This window comes from Dactylosporangium salmoneum, assembly GCF_039532525.1.
Taxonomy (GTDB): Bacteria; Actinomycetota; Actinomycetes; order Mycobacteriales; family Micromonosporaceae; genus Dactylosporangium; species Dactylosporangium salmoneum.
This window is the reverse complement of sequence record NZ_BAAARV010000005.1, coordinates 421228-442399: the sequence shown is the minus strand read 5'-3', so window position 1 is coordinate 442399 and position 21172 is coordinate 421228. Positions and strand designations below refer to the sequence as shown.

The 21172-nt window shown below is 74.3% G+C and carries 16 protein-coding genes; 11 read left to right on the top strand and 5 right to left on the bottom strand.

Annotation, left to right across the window (positions count from 1 at the left end; genetic code table 11):
• Window positions 1–468: 468 nt before the first annotated feature.
• Complete coding sequence (dnaB, locus tag ABD352_RS04825) at window positions 469–3147, bottom strand: replicative DNA helicase (protein ID WP_486303850.1); 2679 nt, start codon at window positions 3145–3147, stop codon at window positions 469–471.
• A 321-nt stretch (window positions 3148–3468) separates the two neighbouring features.
• Here dnaB and ABD352_RS04820 point away from each other — a divergent pair, with 321 nt between their 5' ends.
• The gene (locus ABD352_RS04820; protein WP_344610951.1) at window positions 3469–4056 is read left to right on the top strand and encodes a hypothetical protein; all 588 of its coding nucleotides are present in this window, start codon (window positions 3469–3471) and stop codon (window positions 4054–4056) included.
• An 88-nt stretch (window positions 4057–4144) separates the two neighbouring features.
• Window positions 4145–5668, top strand: coding sequence for a vWA domain-containing protein (locus tag ABD352_RS04815; RefSeq protein ID WP_344610950.1), 1524 nt, complete (start codon window positions 4145–4147; stop codon window positions 5666–5668).
• Here the strand turns inward: ABD352_RS04815 and ABD352_RS04810 are convergent.
• From ABD352_RS04810 to ABD352_RS04800, 3 genes are read right to left on the bottom strand one after another with little or no spacing between them, the layout of a single operon-like run.
• Window positions 5659–6282 (bottom strand): phosphoribosyltransferase, encoded by a 624-nt coding sequence (locus tag ABD352_RS04810; protein ID WP_344610949.1) that lies wholly within the window; start codon window positions 6280–6282, stop codon window positions 5659–5661. The genes ABD352_RS04815 and ABD352_RS04810 overlap by 10 nt on opposite strands.
• 9 nt (window positions 6283–6291) lie before the next feature.
• The gene (locus tag ABD352_RS04805; RefSeq protein WP_425553465.1) at window positions 6292–7491 is read right to left on the bottom strand and encodes a glycosyltransferase 87 family protein; all 1200 of its coding nucleotides are present in this window, start codon (window positions 7489–7491) and stop codon (window positions 6292–6294) included.
• A gap of 5 nt (window positions 7492–7496) precedes the next feature.
• Window positions 7497–10031 carry a putative bifunctional diguanylate cyclase/phosphodiesterase gene (locus ABD352_RS04800; protein WP_344610948.1) on the bottom strand — a complete coding sequence of 845 codons (2535 nt, stop codon included), beginning with the start codon at window positions 10029–10031 and terminating at the stop codon, window positions 7497–7499.
• A 356-nt stretch (window positions 10032–10387) separates the two neighbouring features.
• Here ABD352_RS04800 and moaC point away from each other — a divergent pair, with 356 nt between their 5' ends.
• Genes moaC through ABD352_RS04780 form a run of 4 tightly spaced genes read left to right on the top strand, consistent with a single transcriptional unit; the run spans window position 10388 to window position 12930 of the window.
• The gene (gene moaC / locus ABD352_RS04795) at window positions 10388–10858 is read left to right on the top strand and encodes a cyclic pyranopterin monophosphate synthase MoaC (RefSeq protein ID WP_344610947.1); all 471 of its coding nucleotides are present in this window, start codon (window positions 10388–10390) and stop codon (window positions 10856–10858) included.
• On the top strand, window positions 10855–11322 hold the full coding sequence (locus ABD352_RS04790) for a MogA/MoaB family molybdenum cofactor biosynthesis protein (RefSeq protein WP_344610978.1): 468 nt from the start codon (window positions 10855–10857) through the stop codon (window positions 11320–11322). The genes moaC and ABD352_RS04790 overlap by 4 nt, the downstream gene beginning before the upstream one ends.
• A complete protein-coding gene (locus tag ABD352_RS04785; protein WP_425553458.1) occupies window positions 11255–12520 on the top strand; it encodes a molybdopterin molybdotransferase MoeA in 1266 nt (421 codons plus the stop codon). The genes ABD352_RS04790 and ABD352_RS04785 overlap by 68 nt, the downstream gene beginning before the upstream one ends.
• Entirely contained in the window at window positions 12517–12930 is a 414-nt protein-coding gene (locus ABD352_RS04780; protein WP_344610945.1) for a molybdenum cofactor biosynthesis protein MoaE, read from the top strand. Before ABD352_RS04785 ends, ABD352_RS04780 begins: the two co-directional genes overlap by 4 nt.
• Here ABD352_RS04780 and ABD352_RS04775 read toward each other — a convergent pair.
• Window positions 12893–13402, bottom strand: a complete 510-nt coding sequence (locus ABD352_RS04775) for a DoxX family protein (protein ID WP_344610944.1) — start codon at window positions 13400–13402, stop codon at window positions 12893–12895. The genes ABD352_RS04780 and ABD352_RS04775 overlap by 38 nt on opposite strands.
• 54 nt (window positions 13403–13456) lie before the next feature.
• Here ABD352_RS04775 and ABD352_RS04770 point away from each other — a divergent pair, with 54 nt between their 5' ends.
• From ABD352_RS04770 to ABD352_RS04750, 5 genes are all read left to right on the top strand, one after another.
• Entirely contained in the window at window positions 13457–14809 is a 1353-nt protein-coding gene (locus ABD352_RS04770) for an SWIM zinc finger family protein (RefSeq protein WP_344610943.1), read from the top strand.
• Between the two features lie 94 nt (window positions 14810–14903).
• Window positions 14904–16448, top strand: a complete 1545-nt coding sequence (locus tag ABD352_RS04765; protein WP_344610942.1) for a DUF5691 domain-containing protein — start codon at window positions 14904–14906, stop codon at window positions 16446–16448.
• Window positions 16445–17572, top strand: coding sequence for an ATP-binding protein (locus ABD352_RS04760; RefSeq protein ID WP_344610941.1), 1128 nt, complete (start codon window positions 16445–16447; stop codon window positions 17570–17572). Before ABD352_RS04765 ends, ABD352_RS04760 begins: the two co-directional genes overlap by 4 nt.
• Window positions 17562–19925 carry a DUF5682 family protein gene (locus ABD352_RS04755; protein WP_344610940.1) on the top strand — a complete coding sequence of 788 codons (2364 nt, stop codon included), beginning with the start codon at window positions 17562–17564 and terminating at the stop codon, window positions 19923–19925. Before ABD352_RS04760 ends, ABD352_RS04755 begins: the two co-directional genes overlap by 11 nt.
• Window positions 19918–21105, top strand: coding sequence for a VWA domain-containing protein (locus ABD352_RS04750; protein ID WP_344610939.1), 1188 nt, complete (start codon window positions 19918–19920; stop codon window positions 21103–21105). Before ABD352_RS04755 ends, ABD352_RS04750 begins: the two co-directional genes overlap by 8 nt.
• The last annotated feature ends 67 nt before the right edge of the window (window positions 21106–21172 follow it).

The following is a 21172-nucleotide window of genomic DNA, read 5'->3' as shown; positions in this document are numbered from 1 at the left end:
CTGTCCAGGCAAGCGCGAAGCGCGGCAGCGGGCCGCCGGTGCGCCGCGGGCGGCTGGGGAATGCGCGAGGAGCGATGCAGGGCACGACGAAGCGGCATGCCGGCCCAGGCAAGCGCGAAGCGCGGCAGCGGGCCGCCGGTGCGCCGCGGGCGGCTGGGGGAATGCGCGAGAGCGATGCGGGGCACGACGAAGCGGCATGCCGGCCCAGGCAAGCGCGAAGCGCGGCAGCGGGCCGCCGGTGCGCCGCGGGCGGCTGGGGGAATGCGCGAGAGCGATGCGGGGCACGACGAAGCGGCATGCCGGGGCGGAAACGGCGAACCGGCCGCGCGGTGGTCGTAACTGCGGCACGGCCGGGAGCCTAGAAGGCAGCCCGCGAGCTGGACTCTGGCGGGAGTGCAAGCAGCAGGCACCCGCTGCGACGCCCAAGGCACGAGGGGGCGGCGACGGCCGCAGCCCAGGGGCGAAGGGTCAGATGGCCATGTCGACGAAGCGGGACAGGTGGAGCTGCGCGGCAACCGTCACGGTGTCAGTCGGGCCGTTACGGTGCTTGGCGACGATGAAGTCGGCCTCGCCCGCGCGCGGGGACTCCTTGTCGTAGTAGTCGTCGCGGTGCAGCAGGATGACGACGTCGGCGTCCTGTTCGATAGATCCCGATTCGCGAAGGTCGGACAGCTGGGGGCGCTTGTCGGTGCGCTGCTCCGGGCCACGGTTGAGCTGGCTCACCGCGACGACCGGGCACTCGACCTCCTTGGCCAGCAGCTTCAGGCCACGGGACAGGTCGGCGACCTCCTGCTGACGGCTCTCCGTGCGCTTCGGGCTGGTCATCAGCTGCAGGTAGTCGACCACGATGAGCTTCAGGTCGTGGCGCTGCTTGAGCCGGCGGGCCTTCGCGCGGATCTCCATCAGGTTCATGCTCGGGGTGTCGTCGACGAAGAGCGGCGCCTCGCTGATCTCGCCCATGCGCCGGGCCAGCTTGGTCCAGTCGTCGTCGGAGAGCTGGCCCGAGCGCAGCACGTGGAGGGGCACGCGGGCCTCGGCCGAGAGCAGACGCATGACGATCTCGACCTTGGACATTTCCAGGCTGAAGATCGCCGAGGCCATGTTGTGCTTGACCGAAGCCGCGCGGCTGAAGTCCATGGCGGCCGTGGAGTTGTGCGTGGGGATCATCGCTCGCCCGGCGAGGTACATGTGATCGGCGTTGTCGACCTGCACGCAGCGCACCGGCACGCTCGGCACCGGACGGACGGCTGTGACGTAACGCAGCCCGGTCTCCGCCGTCGACGCCGCCCGCCGCCGCTCGGCGTGGGCGAGCCGCTTGCGCTCGAGCCGGAACACCTCGTCGATCGTGCTGAAGGTGATCGTGTACGCCACCGACGTCTCCGCGGTCCGGCCGCGCACGGTCCGGCGGCTCACCTGGGCGCGATACCCGAGGCTGACCACCAACTCGTAGACGTCGTCGGTCAGTCGGCGGGACGTACTCGTGTACTGCACGTGGCCGTTGTTGCCGACCGCGCCGTCGGTGTCGAGCAGTCCCGCCAGCAGGGCCCGGCGCTGCTTCTCGTCGCTGCGCAGATACTCCGCCGGAATGTGCTTGTCGCCAAGCACCCCGGCTGCGCGCAGGTAGCCGACGAACGACCCCCAGCGCGCATGGCAGGTGGCGCAGCGCCGGGTGCCGGTGGCGCTTCCCTTGGTCACGGTCCCGCAGTTGAAGCACCCCGGCCGCTCTCCCTCGCCCGCGAGACGCCGGCCCGCTTCCGCGCTTCGCGCGGGCCTGGGAGATCGACCCCCACAGCTGCGGCCGCAGGTGAGCACCGAGACCGCTTGCGGGGTGAAGGTGGCGTGGCAGACGATGCAGACGCGGTCCTCGATCGGCGGCAGCTCCGGCGGGTGGATCGTATAGACCATCGGGCCGGACGGCGCGGTATCGAAGCCGTCGAGCTCGATGAACACGAGGACCTCGGGGTCCGCCGACGTGATCCGGGCCCCGCGGGTCTCGCCGTCGCCGAGCCAGGCGCCCAGCGTGTAGGGCGGGATGGCCAGGTCAGGCCGGTGCGGCAGCTCCAGGGACGCGCAGTTGCCAACGGAGTGGTTCAGTCGCTGGTCGGCGGTGTCGCAGGTCAGCGTCTCGGCGATCTCCCGGGTGGTCACCACGCGGCCCGGCCGGCGGCCGCGGCGATCGCTGCGGGTGCTCGTCCTCCACGGGTGGTCGGCGTCGGCCACGATGACGCTGCCGTCGGAGAACTCCACCTCGTAGCACGGACGGTCGTGGAGGACGTCGAAGGCGTTGACCACGGTCGTCGGGCGGCCGTCGGCGCCCAGCAGCCGATCGCCGGCGCGGACGTCGCCCATCGTGGTCCAGCCGTCAGGCGTGGGCAGCGGCGTGTCGAGGGCCAGGGCCTTTCCGAGACCGGGTCGGCCGGCGACGATGATCAACTGGCCGGCGTGCAGGCCGTTCAGGAGGCGGTCCAGGTCGCTGAAGCCTGTCGGGACGCCGGTCATCATGCCGCCCTGGGCGCCGACGGCCTCGATCTCGTCCAGGGTGGGCTGGAGCATCTCGGCGAGGACGGCGAAGTCCTCGCTCACGCGCTTCTCGGTGACGTCGTAGATGGCCTGCTGGGCCAGGTCGACCACGTCGTCGACGTCGCGGCCGCCCTGGCCGCCGGAGCCGTAGCCGAGCTGGACGATGCGGGTGCCGGCCTCGATGACGCGGCGCAGCACGGCGCGCTCGGCGACGATGCGGGCGTAGTAGCTGGCGTTGGCGGCGGTCGGGACCGTCGTCATGAGGGTGTGGAGGTACGCGGCGCCGCCGATTTTGGCGATGTTGCCCGCGTCGGTCAGGGTGGCGGCGACCGTCACGGCGTCGGCCGGCTCGCCGCGGCCGTAGAGGTCCAGGATCGCGTCGAAGATGATGCTGTGGGCCGGCTTGTAGAAGTCGTGGGTCTTCAGGATCTCCACGACGTCGGCCACGGCGTCCTTGGACAGCAGCATGCCGCCGAGGACGCTCTGCTCGGCCGCCACGTCCTGGGGTGGGGTGCGCTCGAAGGTCTCGGAGGTGCGCTCGGTGCGCTCGCGCTCGGGGCGCTGGCCCGGCGGTTCAGGGCTCGCGTCGTCCCACGGATCCGTTCGCTGGTCGTCTGTGATCGACACTTCGCCCCCCAACGTCACGCCCGCTCGCGGGTGTGACGAGTCCTCGCCGGCGCGCAACGCGCCTGCGCAACCGTATGGGGCGACTGGCGTTCGAACAAAGTTAGCCGGTGGAAAAGGCTCTGGACAACCTGTGGAACACGGGGCTCTGGCTTGGGAAACGTTGTGCACAGGGCTGTGGATAACTTCTCATGCGGTACCGTCGCATGGGTCTTGAACTGGGCTTTCGTCATCCACAGCCTGTGTGTGGAAAAAAGGGTGGCACAGATCTTTCGGCTGGACGGCCGATTGCGCGAAGGTCACGAACAGGTGACGCTCCGGCACGTGGGTTACCCGGATTGGGAGAGGTCTCGCGGCGGCCGCGAGCGCCAGGGGACGGAGACCGGGCGGTGGGATCCGCGGCAGGAGCGGTGGATACCCCAGCAGCGCGCGTCCGAGCGGGACGACTACGGCATCGAGCCGTTCCCGGCGCGTTCCGACCCGCGCCGGCCAGGGCAGGGCCGGGTCCTCGACCACGACGACTGGGTCGAGGACGACGCCGACGCCGAGGACGACGAGCCGGACCAGCACAGCGTCTACATCCGCTCGTTCGTGGCGACCGCCGGCTGGTACCTGATCCCGCTCACCGCGTACGCCGGCTGGTCGTTCACGCTGTCGTCGCAGCCGCGCCCGGGCTGCACCAACGCCTTCGGGCTGCCGTGCCCGGCGCCGCGCTCGGAGTCGCTGAGCAACCTCATGAACGAGGTGCCCGAGATCGCGGTGGCGATGGCCATCAGCATCGTGATCGCCATGATCCTGGGCAAGGTGACGACGGGCTGGCGGCCGTTCGCGATCGGGTTCGCCAGCGCCGTGCTGGGGGCCGGCGTGGCGACGGTGGCGTTCGCGGTACTCAAAACGCAAATCAACGTATAGATCACCGTTGGGTCACCGTCCGGTCACGCCGGGAGCCGCCGGCGACGAGCCCTCGTCTGACTGACCACATACCTCAGGGAGGGCATCGATGGTCAGTCAGCTGCGCATGGCCGCGGTCGCGGCGCTCGCGCTCACAGTGCTCGCCGCTTGCGGGTCGAGTGCGGAGGACCGCAGCAGCTCGGACAGCGGCAAGGCGGCGCCCGGGATCACCGGCTACGGGCCGCCCGGCACCCCGGAAGGCCTCGCCAAGGGCGCCGCGACCGGCGAGGCCGCCGCCGGCGGGGCCGAGGGTGAGGTCGCGGCGGCCGACCGGCCCGTTTCGACGTTTGCGGTGGACGTCGACACGGCCTCGTACGGCTTCGCGCGGCGCACCCTCATGGCCGGGCGCCGGCCCCAGGCCGGCACGATCCGGCCGGAGGAGTTCGTCAACGCGTTCGACCAGCAGTACCGCGAGCCGGAGGGCAATGGCTTCGCGATCAGCGCGGACGGGGCCCGGCTGCCGAACTCGCACCGCAATGCCGGGGACGGCGCGCGGCTGCTGCGCGTCGGGCTGCAGACCCGTGGCGAGTCCGACGCGACCCGCCCGGACGCGGCGCTGACCTTCGTCGTGGACGTGTCCGGGTCGATGGCCGAGCCGGGCAAGCTCGACCTGGTCCAGCACGGCCTGAGCATGCTCGTCGACCAGTTGCGCCCGACCGACTCGGTGGCCGTCGTGGCGTACTCCGACCGGGCCGAGCTGCTGCGCCCGATGACCCCGGTGCGCGACCGGCAGGGCCTGCGGGACGCGATCGGGCGGCTGAAGGTCTCCGGGAGCACGAACCTGGAGGCGGGCCTGCGGCTGGGGTACGACACGGCCCGCGAGGCATTCCGCGCCTCGGCCACCAACCGGGTCGTCCTGCTCTCCGACGGCCTGCCGAACGTGGGCACGACCGACGCGACGGCGCTGGTCAGGACGGTGCAGGAGGCGGCGGCGAAGCAGATCAGCCTGCTGGGCGTCGGCGTGGGCAGCGACTACGGCGACAAGTTCATGGAGCAGCTGGCCGACAAGGGCGACGGCTACGTCGTGTACGTCAGCGACGAGGCCGAGACCGACCGGGTCTTCGTGCAGCAGCTCCCGGCGACCGTCGCGCTGCGCGCCCTCGACGCGAAGGCGCAGGTCGAGTTCGACTCGAAGACCGTGCTGTCGTACCGCTTGATCGGCTACGACGACCGAGTGCTGTCGGCCTCGGAGTTTCGCAACGACCGGGTCGACGGCGGCGAGGTCGGGCCCGGCCACGCGGTGACCGCCCTCTACGCGCTGCACCTGCGGCCCGGCGCGCAGGGCCACCTCGCCGACGTGCGGGTGCGCTGGCAGGACCCGAAGACGCGGGAGGCGAGCGAGCTGAGCCGGCCGGTGACGGTGACCGTGCTGGACGAGGACTTCGACGGCGCCCCGGCGCCGGTGCGGGTCTGCTACGCGGCGGCGTACCTGGCCGAGGTACTGCGGGCCAGCCGCTACGGCGACGAGGTGCGGCTGTCCGACCTCGAGGCGATCGCGGCGCGCGCGGGCGACGGGCGCCAGGTCCGGGAGCTGGTGGAGACGATCAACGCGGCGGCCAAGCTCTACGCCTGAAGCAGGCGGGTGACGTCGGCGTCGGCGAGCTGGCGGAAGTCGTCGTAGTACCGGCTCACGGCGCCGAAGTCGGACTCGGCGATGGGGCAGATCACCTCGTCGGCGGCGCGGCGCAGGCGGACGACGGCGGTGTCGGCGCCGACCGGGGCGGCCAGGACCACCCGGGCGGCGCCGAGGCCGCGGGCCACGGCGATCGCGGCCCCCGCCGTCGCCCCGGTGGCCAGGCCGTCGTCGACGACGAGGGCAACCCGGCCGGTGAGGTCGAGCGGGTCGCGGCCGAGCCGGAAGAGCCGGTCGCGGCGCTCGAGCTCGGCCTTCTCGTGCCGCACGACCATGTCGATCTCGTCGGGGTCGAGCCGTTCGGCGATCTCGTCGTTGAGCACCTGCACGCCGCCCGGGCCGAGGGCGCCGAACGCGACCTCGGGCGCCCAGGGCACGCCGAGCTTGCGCACGACGAGCACGTCGAGCGGCAGGTGGAGGCGGCGGGCGACCTCGGCGGCCACCGGCACGCCGCCGCGGACCAGGCCCAGGGTCACGACGTCGGGGCGGTCGGCGTATTCCTTCAGGAGCTCGGCCAGGGCTGCGCCGGCCTCGACCCGGTTGCGAAAGCCCATGCCCCTTGTCTACACCGGGTCGGGCCTCGGTAAACGCAAAGACCACCACAGGGCGAGGAAGGCGACCGGGTACAGCAGGTAGCCGAAGCGGGTGCTCGGCGTGAGCATGATGGCGGCGGTCAGCCCGGCGGCCACGTACGCGGCGGCCGCCCCGGCGTCGGCCGGCGGCCTGCGCAGCAGCCGGACCGCGATCGCCGCGCCCGCCAGCAGGAGCAGGGCGAGCGCGATGCTGCGCCCGCCCGCGGTGGCCGCCGCGATGAGGTGTCCGGGCAGCGGGGACTGCGCCGGGCTCTCGACGAGGCCGTGGCCGGACGGGAAGCGGAGGGCGTTTTCGACGTACGCGTCGGGGTCCACCACCAGCGCCGGTATCAGGGCGAGGATCGGCAGGCCGAACGCCCCGGCGGCGAACCGGCCCGCCAAGGCCGTCCTCCCGCGGCGGATCGCCAGGACGAGCAGCACCAGGGCGACCGGGAGCGCGAAGAGCTTGAGCGCCCCGGCGGCGCCGATCGCGATCCCGGCGGCGCCGAAGCGGTCGCGGGCGGCGAGGGCGATGGCCAGCAGGCACAGGGCGAGGACGGGCAGGTCGTCGCCGCCGGTGGCGAGGGTCAGCGTGGCCAGGGGGAGGGCGGCCACGGCCTGCAGCGGGCGCAGCGTCCGGTCGTCGGGGGCCAGGGGGCGGAGCAGGCTCATGCAGTACAACAGGCAGAACGCCGTGACGATCGCGAACCAGACGCGGGCGTCGGTCCACCACGCGGCACCGAAGGCTGCGCGCGGCAGGCCGAAGACGGCCATGCCCGGCTGGTACGGCGCGTAGCCCAGCAGGCGGTCGGCGTCGGGGAGGGCGGCGATGCCGTCGTGGCCCAGGTACGGCGTGCCGGTGTCCACCAGCCGCCGGCCCATCTGCTCGACGACCAGCACCTCCTCCTGCGCGCGATCGGTGCGGCCGCCGGCGCGCTGCACCGCCTCGACGACGAGCGGGAGCAGGGCGGTGGCGGCGAAGGCCAGGTACGTCACCGGCCGCCGGCCCAGGAACAGCACCAGGGCAACGGCCGCCGCGTAGCCGATCCAGGCGATGGCGCCCCACGCGCGGTGGGGCAGCAGGGTGGAGGTCAGCGCGGTGACGCCGGCGAAGGCGGCGCAGAGCGCGTAGCCGGCGGCGTCGAGGAGGCGGGGGCGCAGGTCGGTGGCGATGTGCCCATTCTGGCCCAGGCGGCTCAGGTCGAGCGTTCGCGGCCCTGGGGCTCGCCGCCCATGCTCATCCGGCGGGCCCGGCGGCTGCGGGACATGCGGATGACCGCGCCTGTGTCGTGCAGCGGGGCGGCGAGGTGGCCCTCGCCGCGGTCCAGGGCGGCCAGCATCCGGTCGGCCGGCATGGCCCGGGCGAAGAGGTGGCCCTGGCCGGCCGGGCAGCCGAGCTCCCACAGCTGCTGGCGTTGGTCCTCCCGCTCCACGCCCTCGGCCACCACGAGCAGGTCGAGGCTGCGGCTGAGGTCGATGGTGGAGCGCACGACGGCGCCGGGCGCGGAGGCCTCCATCGCGGCCACGAAGCTGCGGTCGATCTTGAGCTCGTCGACCGGCACCCGGGCGAGGGTGGCCAGGGACGAGAAGCCGGTGCCGAAGTCGTCGAGGGCGAGGCGGATGCCCAGGTCGCGCAGGGCGGCAAGGACGTCGTCGACGACCTCGAGCTTGCTGAGCGTGACCGACTCGGTGAGCTCGATGACCAGCGCCGAGGAGGGCACCCCGCGGGCGCCGAGCCGGCGGGCGACCGCGTCGGGGAACGAGGGGTCGAGCAGGCTTCGCGGGGAGACGTTGACCGCGACCGGCACCGGGTAGCCGGCGTCGCCCCACTCGATCACCGCGATGAGGGCCTGGTCGAGAACGGCGTCGGCGAAGGCGGCGAGCTGCCCGGAGCGCTCGATGGCGCCGAGGAAGCGGTCCGGCGGCAGGTACCCGCGGTCGGGGTGGTGCCACCGGGTCAGCGCCTCGGCGGCGATGACCCGCCCGCTGGCCAGGTCGACGATGGGCTGGAAGTGCACGGTGAACTGCTGCTCGGCGAGGGCCCGGGCGAGGTCGCCGCCGAGGGTGAGGCTGCCGACGTCGGCGGTGTCGCGGGACTGGGCGTAGACGACGATGCGCTGGCCCTCCTGCTTGGCCTGGTACAACGCGACGTCGGCCCGGCGCAGCAGCTCCCCGATCGTGCCGCCGCTGCCGGTGGTCACGCCGCAGCTGGCCTCGACGCTGATGCGCATGTCGTCGAGCGCGATCGGCGGGGTGAGCGCGTTGAGCATGGTCTGCGCGCGCAGCTCGGCGAGGGCGGGGGCGCTGAGCCCGGCGAGGATGACCGCGAACTCGTCGCCGCCGAAGCGGGCGACCAGGTCGCCGGGGCGGGCGGCGGCGGTCAGTCGCTCGGCGACGGCGATGAGCACCCGGTCGCCCTCGGCGTGCCCGAGGGTGTCGTTGACCTCTTTGAAGTGGTTGAGGTCGATGAGCACCACGCCGACCACGCCGGCGCCCGAGCCGGCGGCCAGGATCTCGTCGCCGTGCTGCTGCAGCCGCCGTCGGTTGGCCAGCCGGGTCAGCGGGTCCTGGGCCGCGGCCCGCGCGTGGCTGTCGGCCAGCCGCTGCGTCTCGGCGAACGTGGCGGCGTTGCGGATCGCGGTGCACAGGGCGGCGGTGAAGGTGCGCAGGGTGTACTGCTCGCGCTCGGTGAACCGGACGGGGCTGTGCCCGCGCCAGCGCAGCCGCAGCTCGCCGAGGTCCGCGTCGCCGCGGTAGCTCTCCAGCGCGACCGGGATCAGGAAGCCCTCGGCGGTCGGCGCGTCCTCGGGGGCGCCGTCGAAGAGGATCTGGGTGCCGTTGCTGCGCACCAGGCGGGCGCCACCGGTCGGCGGGTGGATCTCGACCTCGGCCTCGTCGGTGGAGAAGATGTCGGCGGCGCGCCGGACGGCGGCGTAGAGCACGGCGGTCTGGTCGACGGAGTTGAACTCGTCGGTGGCCTCGGCGAGGCGCTGCCAGGCCTCGTTGCCCTGGCGGGTGCGGACCTGGTTGGCCGCGGCGAGGTGGATCGCGTAGACCAGCGGCGGCAGGACGAGCAGCAGCCACTCGCTGATGTGGTAGGCGGCGATGGTGGCCAAGGCGACCGCGAAGAGCCCCAGCCGGGGTACCACCTGGGTGCTGGCCTGTACGGCGAGGCGCTGCCGGTACGACGTGTGGGTGACCAGCGCGAACAACGCCTGCGAGATGATCTCGTCGCTCAGCGTGTAGGCCAGGAAGCCGGCGAACATCCCGGGAATGACGTCGAGAAAGGAAGAGTGCGGCTCGAGCAGCATCGGATGGATGCCGGCCGCGGTGGCGGCGAACGTCGCCGCGGACGCGCACAGCGTTTCCTTCGCGACATTGAAGCTTGCCTTTACCGGATCGACATCGCGCCGGGTGAGCAAATAGAGCAATTTACCGCAAACCGTGCCGAGAATGAGCGGTGGCGCGGGCAGCAACGCCGCGGCGACGGTCATGATCGCGGTGGTCGGCGACGTGCCGATGTTCGTCGAGCGGACCCGGATCCGGATCATCACGAAGCCGTTGCCGACCATGACGAGCGCCAGCAGCAACATGGGCAGGAACAGGCGTTCGTACTCGGAGATGCGCCAGAGAGCCCAGAGGTTGAGGCCGGCCGCGCCGACGACGACGGGACCAACGAGACGCCACGGGCGCTGGTTGGTCGCGTCGTCGGTTCGCGGTCTGTTCTGCATCGCCGTTGATGCCTATCGTTGCCGACGGTGTGCCGGTGTTGTCAACCCGTCGACCGGGTTAGAGCCACTCGTGGTCCTTGCGCATCTTTCGCCCCCAAAGGTCGCCTGCTGATACGACCCCCGTTGTGCTCAGGCATCGAAGTTCATCGAAGCCATAAGCGCTGAACGCAGCCTAGGGTGCAAATCGCAAGATGCTCAAGGCGATTTGTCGGTCGAATCATAGTTTGCGAACTATAGCGGCCTTTGTCACGATTTGGTGAGGCGAATGTGACGCTCTGTGCAGCTAGATCCACATGGCTAGCCCCTAGCCTGCATGATCAAGTCGCTGTCCGCGCGGCGAGGACTAAGCTCACCAGGTGTCGAGAGAGCTGACCCACGTGGACGCGTCGGGTGCCGCCCGCATGGTCGACGTGGCCGCCAAGGACGTCACCGCGCGGCGAGCGGTCGCGGCGGGAATCGTCCGCACCACAACCGAAGTGGTCGACCTGTTGCGCGACGGCGCCCTGCCCAAGGGGGATGCGCTGGCCGTGGCCCGCATCGCCGGGATCATGGGGGCCAAGCGCACGCCGGACCTGATCCCGCTGTGCCATCCGATCGCCCTGCACGGGGTGACGGTGGAGTTGACGCTGGGTGACGACTCGATCTCCATCGAGGTCGTGACCCGCACCGCCGACCGCACCGGAGTGGAGATGGAGGCGCTCACGGCGGTCGCGACGGCCGGCCTCGCCCTCATCGACATGATCAAGGCGGTCGACCCGGCGGCCTCGCTCGACGCCGTGCGCGTGCTGCGCAAGGAGGGCGGTAAGACCGGGGTGTGGCAGCGGTGAAGGCCGTCGTGGTGGTGGCCTCCAACCGGGCCGCGGCCGGGGTCTACGCCGACACCAGCGGACCGCTGCTCGCCGAGGGCCTGCGTGGCCTGGGCTTCGAGGTCGGCGAGCCGGTCGTGGTGCCCGACGGGGAGCCGGTCGAGGCGGCGCTGCGCGCGGCCGTGGCCGAGGGAGCCGATGTCGTGCTGACCAGCGGCGGGACCGGGATCACGCCGACCGACGCGACGCCGGAGATGACCCGGCGGGTGCTCGACTACGAGGTGCCGGGGATCGCGGAGGCGATCCGGGCGGCCGGGGCGGCCAAGGTGCCCACGGCGATCCTGTCGCGCGGGCTGTCCGGCGTCGCCGGGCGCACCCTGATCGTCAACCTGCCGGGCTCGCGAGGGGGCGCCAAGGATGGCCTTGCCGTCCTGGGGCCGGTGCTGGCCCACGCCGTCGACCAGCTGCGCGGCGGGGACCACTAGGCTTTCCCGCGTGACGTTACCGATCGCCTGGGCCGCCGCCCGCGAGGCGGTGTTCGCAGCGGGCTCCGCGGCCGCGCCGGGTCCGGTGCCGGTCCCGCTCGCCGCGTCCGACGGCCTCACGCTCGCCGCTCCCCTGGTGACCCTGACCGACCTGCCCGCCTTCCCGACGTCCAGCGTCGACGGCTGGGCGGCCCGCGGCCCCGCACCGTGGCGGATCGTCGGCCGCGTGCTCGCGGGCAACCGCGCGGAGCCGCTCGACGAGGACGGCACCTGCGTGGAGATCGCCACCGGGGGGATGGTTCCCCGCGGTACCACGGCGATCGTGCGGGTCGAGGACTCCACCACGACCGATGGCGCCGTCACGGGCGAGCCCCGCCGCCTGCCCGACTGGCGCCGCCAGGGCGAGGAGGCCGCCGCCGGCGAGGAGCTGCTGCCGGCGGGCATCCCCGTCACGCCGGGCGTGATCGGGCTGGCCGCGTCCTGCGGGTACGACGAGCTGAGCTGCCGCCCGGCCCCCCGCGCCGCCCTGCTGGTCTTCGGCGACGAGCTGCTCACCGCCGGCACGCCCGGCGCCGGCCGGGTGCGCGACGCCCTCGGCCCGTCCCTGCCCTCGTGGCTGCGCCGGGCTGGCGCGCAGGTCGTGCACGAGCGCGGCCCCGTCGCCGACACGCTCGAGGACCACGTCGCCGCCCTGCGCGGCGCGATCGACGCGGGCGCCCAGCTGATCTGCACGACCGGCGGCACCATGCACGGCCCGGTCGACCACCTGCACCCGGCGCTGGCGGAGCTCGGCGCGCAGTACGTCGTCAACACCGTCGCCGTGCGCCCCGGCTTCCCGATGCTCGTGGCGCGCCTGCCCGGCGGTCAGTTCGTGGCCGGGCTGCCCGGCAACCCGCAGTCCACATTCGTCGCCCTGGTCTCCCTGGTACTGCCCCTGCTCGCCGGCCTCTCCGGGCGCCCGCTGCCGACGCTGGGGACTGTGACCCTCGGCGCCGACGTGCCCGGTCGCGGCGACTTCACGCACCTGGCGCTGGTCACGCTGGCCGGTGGGCGGGCCCTGCCGGTCGCGCACGTCGGCTCGGCGATGCTGCGGGGCCTGGCCAACTCGGTCGGCTTCGCGGTGATCCCGCCCGGCGCCGAGGGGCGCGAGGGCACGGTCGCCCAGATGGTGCCGCTGCTGGACGGGGAGCGCTCGTGATCAGGACCGCCGTCACCACCGAGCCGCTGGACGTCCGGGCGCACGAGCAGGCGGTCGAGGACCGCGCGGCCGGCGCCGTCGTCTCCTTCGCCGGGGTCGTGCGCGACCACGACGGCGGGCGGGGCGTGGTGGAGCTCGAGTACGAGGGGCACCCGAGCGCGGCCGACGTGCTCGCCGAGGTGGCCGCCGAGATCGCCGCCGACCCGGCCGTGCGCGGGCTCGCCGTGTCGCACCGCGTCGGCCGCCTGGAGATCGGCGATGTGGCGCTGGCCGCCGCCGTCTCCACTGCGCACCGGGCCGAGGCCTTCGCGCTGTGCGCCCGCCTGGTCGACGAGGTCAAGGCCCGGCTGCCGGTGTGGAAGCGTCAGGTGTTCACCGATGGCGAAGAGGAATGGGTGAACTGTCCCTGAGGTGCTTGCGGGCCCGCCGGAGCGTCTTGGCCGCGTGCCCGGCCCGCCAGCGCAGGTCAGGGCGGCCCTCACGGTCGACCGCCGCCAGGAGCAGCCCGCCGACCAGGCCCATGTTCTTCATGAACTGGATGCGCTGCTGTGCGCGCTGCTGCGGGTCCTCGATCGCCCAGAACGCGTGCCCTGCCAGCGTCGTCGGCACCAGCGACCCCGCCAGCAGCAGCGCCGCCGGCCGCGTCGCGTGCCCGGTCGCGAGCATCACGCCGCCGAGCACCTGCGCCGCGCCGTTCACCCGCACGAGCGTCTCGGCGTCGGTGGGCAGGTTGGGGTGCACCGCGCGGATCGCCGGCTCCAGCCGGTCGGTGACCGGGCGTGCCCGGTCGGCCAGCTTCGCCGGCGTGCGGAACGCGGCCCAGCCCTGGACCACGAAGAGGGTGGCGATCAGCGAGCGGGCGACGGTGCGTACGGGTCTCATGGCGGAAACATACCCAGCCGCGAAATGTCGTACCCCCTCACTACGGTAAGCAGCATGGCCGAAACAACGACGGTCACCACGGTCTGGACCACCGACCAGGTGATGGCGCTGGCACCCGACTCGTCCGCCCAGCGGGCGGCGCGCGGGCTCGCCGGCGACCGGGCCTGGCTGGAGACCGGGCTGAGCGCCGGCGAGGACATCGACCCGACCCTGTGGGGGCTGTGCCAGGGCAGCGACTCGATGCCGTACCAGACCGCGGTCGACCTCACCGGGCCGGCCTTCAAGTGCACCTGCCCCAGCCGGAAGCTGCCCTGCAAGCACGCACTCGGCCTGCTGCTGCGGTGGTCGTCCGGCGTGGTGCCCGCGGCCGTCGCGCCCTCGTGGGCGAGCGCCTGGCAGGCCTCGAGGGCCGCGCGCGCCAATCGCGCCGCCGCCGCGCCGCCGTCCGAAGAGAAACCAAACCCCGGCAGTGATACGGCGAGCAGGTCCGCACCCAGCGAGAAGGCCCAGGCCCGGCGGGCCGACCGGATCGCCGGCGGGCTCGATGAGCTGGACCGCTGGCTGGCCGACCAGGCCCGCGCCGGGCTGGCCGGGGCCGGCCGCGACGGCGCCGCCTGGGACAACATGATCGCCCGGCTGGTCGACGCCCAGGCCGCCAGCGCCGCCGGCATCCTGCGCCGCACCACCGCGGTCATGGGCTCCCCCGAGCGCCTGCTCGGCGAGCTGGCCCGGCTGCACCTGCTCGTCGGCGGCTACCGGCGCCTCGCCGACCTGCCCGAGGAGCTCGCCGCCAGCGTCCGCATGCGCGTCGGCGTCCCCATCGCCACCGAGGCCGTGCTCGCCGGGCCGCCCGTCCGCGACCGCTGGCAGGTCCACGGCGTGCGGGACGAGATCGAGGACCAGCTCACCGTCCGGCGGGCCTGGCTGCGCGGCGCCGGCTCGCACCGGCCGCTGATCATCCTGTCGTTCGCCGTCGCCGGTCAGTCGCTGCCGATCGATCTGCTCCCCGGCACCGAGCTCGACGCCGACGTCTGCCTCTATCCCGGCGGCCAGCCGGCCCGCGCCCTCATCGCCCGGCGCCACGCCCCGCCCGAGCGCATGCACGCCGTCGCCGGCGGCGCGGGCATCGAGGCCAACCTGCGCGCGCACGCCGAGGCCCTCGCCGCCGACCCCTGGCTGGACTTCTGGCCGATGGCCCTCGACGCCGTCTGCCCGGTCCGGGACGGCAACGGCTGGGCGCTCGCCGACTCGTCCGGGGCCGCCCTGCCCCTCGATCCGGCGGCGGGTGAGCCCTGGCGGCTGGTCGCGGTCACGGGCGGCCGGTTCGCCACCGTGACCGGGGAGTGGTCCGCCGCCGGCCTGCGCCCCTTGGGCGTCTGGTCCGACGACCGCCTGGTGCGCCTGTGATGACCGCGCGCTTCCCGCAAGGTTGGCCGGCCGGTCGGTTGCCTGTCCGTCGGGCTCGATGGGCGACGGGGTTCGAGAGATCGGTGGGGTGCTGATGGCGGGCGAGCTTCCCGACTGGGGCGACGTGCTGGCCACGGCGCTCGTCGGCACGCAGCGGCGGACGCTGCCGGCCGGGGTGGGCGCGCCCGGCGAGGACCCGGCCGACGCGCTGCTGGACGCGGCGGGGGCGCTGACGCTGTACCGGCGGGCGGGGTTCCGGGCCCGCACCGGGCTGCGGGTGCCCGAGCCGGCCCCCGACGACTCCGCGATCCCGCTGGTCAGCTGGGCGGCGGCCGCCCGGGCGGCGGACCTGCTGGCGGTCGACGCGGTCGGGTACGGCACGAGCAACGCCGTCCCGGTCCGCGACGCCGACGGGCGGCTGGAGCTGCTCGCCGAGTTGCTCGGCGCGGTCGGCGGCCGGCGAGTGCCCGGCGAGCTGCTGCCGGCCCTGCTGGAGGTCGGCCGGCGGCACCGGGCGCTGCGGCCCTTCGTCGCGGCGGCCGGCGGGGCCCGGGCCGAGTGGCTGGCGCGGCAGCGGCCCGAGTGGGGGTATCTCGGCGCCGGCGTGGTCGAGGCGCCCGCCGACGACCGGCAGGGCTGGGAGCTGGGCTCGATCGGCCGGCGGGTCGGCATCCTCACCGCCGTGCGCCGTGGCGGGCCGCAGGGCCAGCAGCGGGGCCGCGACATGCTCGCCCAGGTGTGGGCGGCCGAGACCCCCGACGACCGGGCGGCACTGCTCGGCGCCCTGGCCACCGGCCTGTCGGGGGACGACGAGCCGATGCTGGAGACCGCGCTGGACGACCGGCGCAAGGAGGTCCGCCTCGCCGCCCTCGACTTGCTCGCGCTGCTGCCCGACAGCGGGTACGCCCGGCGCATGACCGAGCGCACCACCGCCTGCGTGCGCACCGCCGGCGGCCGCATCCAGGTCGTCCCGCCCGCCGCCTGCGACAAGGGCATGCGCCGCGACGGGATCGTTCCCCGGCCGCCGGCGGGCGTCGGCGAGCGCGCCTGGTGGCTCGAGGAGCTGCTGACCCGCACGCCGCTGCGGGTGTGGGGCGACCCGGAGGAGTTCCTGTCCCGGCAGGTGACGGACGAGTGGGCCGCGGTCCTGCGCCGCGGCCTGGCCCGGGCCGCGGCCGGCCAGCGCGACCAGGAGTGGGCCGCCGCCCTCACCGGCCGCCTGACCGAGGAGGTCGCCGCCGGCGGGCGCCCCGACGACCGGCTGCTGCTCGAGGCCCTCTACGACGCCCTGCCCTCCGAGGCCCTGGCCAGCATCGCCGTGCAGGTCCTGCGCCGCGGCCTGGCCGGCGCCGCCGCCGTCGGCGTGGAGCACGTGCTGGAGCTGTGCCCGCGGCCGTGGCCGCCCGCCCTGGTCGAGGCGGTCTTCGGGGCGCTGGACGACCTGGGCGGGCGCCGCTCCGCGGGCTGGCGCCTGGCCGGGCTGTGCGAGCTGGCCGCCCTGCGGCTGCCGGCCGGCACGGCTGACCGGGCCACGGCGCTGGCCATCGGCCTGCCCTCCGACGACCCGATGTCCAACATCGTCGGCCGGTTCGCCGACACCCTCCGTTTCCGCCACGACATGCTCGAGGAGCTCGCGTGACCACAGTCGATGTCACAGTCGCCCACGTCGACGGGGCGCCCGTCGCCGAGACGGTGCAGCGGCGGCACGCCGAGGACGAGTTCGCCGCGGAGCTCGTGGCGCTCGCGGCCGGGGACGAGCGGCCGCGGCCGCCCGGGTGGCGGCTCTCGCCGGCGGCGGTCGTCACCTACCTGCTCGGCGGGGAGGCGGCGGACGGGACCGTGATCGCGCCGAAGTACGTCGGGCCGCGCCGCCTCATCGAGGTCGCGGTCGCCACGATCGCCACCGACCGGGCGCTGCTGCTGCTCGGGGTGCCCGGCACGGCCAAGACCTGGGTGTCCGAGCACCTCGCGGCGGCCATCAGCGGCGACTCGACCCTGCTCGTGCAGGGCACCGCGGGCACGCCGGAGGAGGCGATCCGGTACGGCTGGAACTATGCCCGCCTCCTCGCCGAGGGGCCGACGCGCGCCGCGCTCGTGCCCAGCCCGGTGCTGCGGGCCATGGCCGACGGGCGGATCGCCCGGATCGAGGAGCTCACCCGGGTGCCCTCCGACGTGCAGGACACCCTGATCACGATCCTGTCGGAGAAGACCCTGCCGGTGCCGGAGCTCGGCGAGGAGGTCCAGGCCCGCAAGGGCTTCAACGTCATCGCCACCGCCAACGACCGCGACCGCGGGGTCAACGAGCTGTCCTCCGCGCTTCGCCGCCGGTTCAACACGGTGGTGCTGCCCGTGCCGTCCGGCGTCGAGGAGGAGGTCGACATCGTGGCCCGGCGGGTCGCCGCGCTGGGCAAGGCGCTGGAGCTGCCCGAGCTGCCGCCCGCGGCCGACGAGATCCGGCGCGTCGTCACCGTCTTCCGCGAACTGCGCAACGGCGTCACCGAGGACGGGCGCACGAAGCTCAAGTCGCCCAGCGGCACCCTCTCCACCGCGGAGGCCATCTCGGTCGTCACCAACGGCATGGCGCTGGCCGCCCACTTCGGCGACGGCGTCCTGCGGGCCGGCGACGTGGCCGCGGGCATCCTCGGCGCCGTGGTCAAGGACCCGGTCTCCGACCAGGTCGTGTGGCAGGAGTACCTGGAGACCGTCATCCGCGAACGCGAGGGCTGGCGGGACTTCTACCGAGCGGCCCGCCGTGGCGAGTGACCGGCCCCTGCTGCTCGGCATCCGGCATCACGGACCGGGGTCGGCTCGTGCGGTACGCCGCGCGCTGGCCGCCTTCCAGCCCGAGGTCGTGCTGATCGAGGGCCCGCCCGAGGCCGACCCGCTGGTGCCCTTCGCCGGCGACGAGGACATGCGGGCCCCGGTCGCGCTGCTGGCCTATCCGGCGGACAACCCCGACCCGAAGCTGCGGGCGTCGTTCTGGCCGTTGGCCGAGTTCTCGCCGGAGTGGCAGGCGATCCGGTGGGCGGTCGCGCGGGAGGTGCCGGTCCGCTTCATCGACATGCCGGCCGCCGTCCGGCTGGCCGCGCCGCCGGCCCCGCCCGAGGCCCGGGCCGCGGAGGGGGAGGACGGGGTCCGCATCGACCCGATCGGGGCGCTGGCCGAGGCGGCGGGGTACGACGACCCCGAGCGCTGGTGGGAGGACGTCGTCGAGCACCGCTTCAACCAGCCGTCGCCCACCGCCGCGGACTCGCCGCCAGCAGAGGCGGCCGAGTCCGACTTTTCCGGCATGGGGGGCGTGGGGCTGTTCGCGCCCGAGGTCGACATCGACGAGGAGGAGCTGCGGGCGGCGTCCGGGCCGTTCGAGGCCATCGCTGAGGCGATGGCCGTCGTGCGGGGCAGCGCGCCGCGGCCGCCCGAGGCGGAGCGGGTCGAGGAGGAGCGGCGCGAGGCCTACATGCGGATCGGGCTGCGGGCCGCGCTGAAGGAGTTCGAGCGGGTGGCGGTGGTCTGCGGGGCCTGGCACGTGCCGGCGCTGTCCGCCCCGCTGCCCAGCGCCTCCGCCGACGCGGCCGTGGTGCGCGGCCTGCCGAAGGTCAAGGTGGCGATGACCTGGGTGCCGTGGACGCACGCGCGGCTGGCGTCCTGGCAGGGGTACGGCGCGGGGGTCCGCTCGCCCGGTTGGTACCACCACCTGTTCACCTCCGTGGACGCGCACGTGATCGAGCGGTGGCTGGTGCGGGCGGCCGGGGTGCTGCGCAAGGACGGCGTGCCGGTGTCGAGCGCCCACGTGATCGAGGCGACCCGGCTCGCCGAGGCGCTGGCCACGATGCGGGGGCGGCCGCTGGCGGGGCTGGCCGAGGTCACCGACGCGGCCCACGCGGTGCTGTGCGACGGCGACGACCTGCGGCTGGCGCTGATCAACCGGCGGCTCGTGGTGGGCGACCGGCTCGGCCGGGTGCCGGACCGCACGCCTGGGGTGCCGATCGCCAAGGACGTGGCCGGCAGCCAGCGGCGGCTGCGGCTGCCGCCCCGGGCCGACCGCCGGGAGCTGCGGCTGGACCTGCGCCAGCCGTTCGACCTGGAGCGCAGCCGGCTGCTGCACCGGCTCCGGCTGCTCGGGGTGGAGTGGGGCAAGGTGCTCGCCGCGTCGAAGGGCAAGGGCACGTTCCGCGAGGAGTGGGAGATCGCCTGGCAGCCGGAGTTCGCGGTGGACCTGGTCGAGGCCGGGGTGTACGGCACGACGGTCCTCGAGGCGGCCACCGCCCGCGTCGCCGAGCAGGCCGCGGCTGCGGCGACGCTGGCCGACGTGACCGCGCTGGTGGAGCGGTGCCTGCTCGCCGACCTGCCGGACGCGCTGCCCGGGGTGCTCGACGCGCTCGACGAGCGGATGGCGCTGGACGCCGACGTGGCGCACCTGATGGACGCGCTGCCGGCGCTGGCGCGCACGCTGCGGTACGGCGACGTGCGCGGCACCGACCTGTCCGCGCTGCGCGACGTGACCCTCGGGATGATCACCCGGATCTGCGTGGGCCTGCCGGCGGCGGTCGGCGGCCTCGACGACTCGGCGGCCGCGGTGATGCGCGACCGGATCGACGGGGTCCAGGCGGCGCTCGCGCTGGTCGAGCACGCCGAGGCCCAGGACCGCTGGCAGGCCGTCCTGGCCGGGCTGTCCACCCGTGACGACCTGCACGGCCTGCTCACCGGCCGGATGAACCGCCTGCTGCTGGACGCCGGCGCGGTCGGGGCCGAGGAGATCGGCGCCCGGATGGCGCTGGTGCTCACGGTCGGCGTGCCGGTGGCCCGCAGCGCCGCCTGGATCGAGGGCTTCCTGGCCGGCGACGGCCTGCTGCTGGTCCACGACGAGCGGCTCCTGGCCCTGGTCGACGCCTGGCTGACGGGCATACCGGCCGAGGCCTTCCTGGAGGTGCTGCCGCTGCTGCGCCGCACCTTCAGCGGGTATCCGGCCCCGCAGCGCCGGATGATCGGGGAGCGCGCGGCGCACATCGGCACCGGCCGCCCGGGCGCCGGCACGGACGAAGACGTGGACCCGGACCGGGGCGCGCTGCTGCTCCCGGTCGTCGCCCGCCTGCTGGGGAGGGAGCTGCATGTCTGAGCAGCTGGACGACGGTGACGAGCGGCTGCGGCGGTGGCGGCTCGCGCTGGGCGGCGAGCCGGGGGCCGAGGGCACCGGGTACGGGCTGAGCGGGACCGACGCGGCGGTGGACGCCGCGCTCGGCGCGCTGTACGACGGGGGCGGCGACGGCGGGGGCGGCCCGCGCGGGGCGGGGCTCGGGGCGTCGGCGCCGCGGGTGGCGCGGTGGCTGGGGGACATCCGGCAGTACTTCCCGTCGACGGTCGTGCAGGTGATGCAGGCCGACGCGATCGAGCGGCTCAACCTGACCCGGCTGCTGCTCGAGCCCGAGATGCTGGACGCGGTCGAGCCCGACGTGCACCTGGTCGGGACGCTGCTGTCGCTCAACCGGGTCATGCCCGACAAGAGCAAGCGGGCCGCGCGCAAGGTGGTGGCCAAGGTGGTGGCCGAGCTCGAGCGGCGGATCGCGCAGCCGACCCGGACCGCGCTGAGCGGGGCGCTCAACCGGGCGGCGCGGATCAACCGGCCGCGGCACCACGACATCGACTGGCACCGGACGATCCGGGCGAACCTCAAGCACTACCAGGCGCAGCAGCGCACGGTCGTGCCGGAGCGGCTGGTGGGGTACGGGCGGCGGGCCCAGGCCGTGCAGCGCGACATCGTGCTGTGCGTGGACCAGTCGGGGTCGATGGCGGCGTCGGTCGTGTACTCCGGGGTGTTCGCGGCGGTGCTGGCCTCGATGCGGTCGCTGAAGACGTCGCTGGTCGTGTTCGACACGGCGGTGGTGGACCTGACCGACCGGCTGGCCGACCCGGTGGACGTGCTGTTCGGGACCCAGCTGGGCGGCGGGACGGACATCAACCGGGCGATCGCGTACGGCCAGCAGCTCATCACCCGGCCCCGCGACACGATCTTCGTGCTGATCAGCGACCTGTACGAGGGCGGGGTGCGGGAGGAGATGCTGCGCCGGGTGGCGGCGATGACGGCGGCCGGGGTGCAGGTGATCACGCTGCTGGCGCTGTCGGACGAGGGCGCGCCGGACTACGACCGGGAGAACGCGGCGTCGCTGGCGGCCCTCGGGGTGCCCGCCTTCGCCTGCACGCCCGACGTGTTCCCGGAGCTGATGGCGGCCGCGATCGAGCGCCGCGACCTGCGCACCGTCATGGAGCGCGCCGCGGGAGAGGGCAGGCAGCGCACCTGAGGCCGCCGCGGGCGAGCCGCCACTCCGGCGTGGCGGGGTGCGGCAGCGCGCCTGGGGCCGCCGCCTG

What these genes read in the sequence shown, in the direction of transcription:
- ABD352_RS04815 (WP_344610950.1), top strand. Translation starts at nt 4,145, where the DNA reads ATGGTCAGTCAGCTGCGCATGGCCGCGGTCGCGGCGCTCGCGCTCACA.
- ABD352_RS04810 (WP_344610949.1), bottom strand. Translation starts at nt 6,282, where the DNA reads ATGGGCTTTCGCAACCGGGTCGAGGCCGGCGCAGCCCTGGCCGAGCTC.
- ABD352_RS04800 (WP_344610948.1), bottom strand. Translation starts at nt 10,031, where the DNA reads ATGCAGAACAGACCGCGAACCGACGACGCGACCAACCAGCGCCCGTGG.
- ABD352_RS04785 (WP_425553458.1), top strand. Translation starts at nt 11,255, where the DNA reads ATGGCCTTGCCGTCCTGGGGCCGGTGCTGGCCCACGCCGTCGACCAGC.
- ABD352_RS04775 (WP_344610944.1), bottom strand. Translation starts at nt 13,402, where the DNA reads ATGAGACCCGTACGCACCGTCGCCCGCTCGCTGATCGCCACCCTCTTC.
- ABD352_RS04770 (WP_344610943.1), top strand. Translation starts at nt 13,457, where the DNA reads ATGGCCGAAACAACGACGGTCACCACGGTCTGGACCACCGACCAGGTG.
- ABD352_RS04765 (WP_344610942.1), top strand. Translation starts at nt 14,904, where the DNA reads ATGGCGGGCGAGCTTCCCGACTGGGGCGACGTGCTGGCCACGGCGCTC.
- ABD352_RS04750 (WP_344610939.1), top strand. Translation starts at nt 19,918, where the DNA reads ATGTCTGAGCAGCTGGACGACGGTGACGAGCGGCTGCGGCGGTGGCGG.